The organism is Variovorax sp. 01N429, from assembly GCF_056399425.1.
In genome coordinates, this window is record NZ_JBFTRG010000061.1 from 1 (window position 1) to 623 (window position 623).

At 68.1% G+C, this 623-nt stretch carries 1 protein-coding gene; it reads left to right on the forward strand.

The window, feature by feature from the left end:
• Positions 1–424: 424 nt before the first annotated feature.
• Positions 425–623, forward strand: a 199-nt coding sequence (locus tag AC1DSF_RS30560; RefSeq protein ID WP_478184063.1) for a TMEM175 family protein, incomplete at its 3' end; no start/stop codon positions are given.

The following is a 623-nucleotide window of genomic DNA, read 5'->3' on the forward strand; positions in this document are numbered from 1 at the left end:
GGCGTGGGCAGCGGGTGGGCCGCGCCTCCCTCCTCGGACGCACTCACGGCAGGTCCGACGAGGGCGTGGTGCCCTTCATATCCGGATGGATCGTCTGGTCGCCCGCAATGGCCGACAGCGGCAGGAGTCGATCCGGTCGACTCCCACCCACGGTCCGAGAGCCGGGATGCGCCCTGCTCCGTGAGCCACGGCAGCGCGGTGGTCGCGCGTTCCGATGCGCGATGCCGAGGTCGGCGACCAGGTCGCGGGCGAGGGCGGGTGAGGGCGGGGGCGCCGAGGTCTCCACCCGTCTGCGTGAGATCGCGGATCCGCACGCCTATTGGTGACGGAGTCGCTGCGCAGGCCGAGTGACGACGAACGGAACTCCTCCCCGCTGTACGGTGATCCGCCAGACCGGGACGGAGTTGTGGAGGCGGAGGCGGGCGTGAATGAGACCGGGCGGATGGAGGCCTTCAGCGATGGGGTGTTCGCTATTGCGATCACGCTGTTGATTCTGGAGATCAAGGTGCCCGAGGTGGAGCCGGGGCAGTCGCTGTGGGGGGCTCTGGGGCATCTGTGGCCGTCGTATGCGGCCTATGTGGTGAGCTTTCTGGTGATTGGGATCATCTGGATGAATCACCACC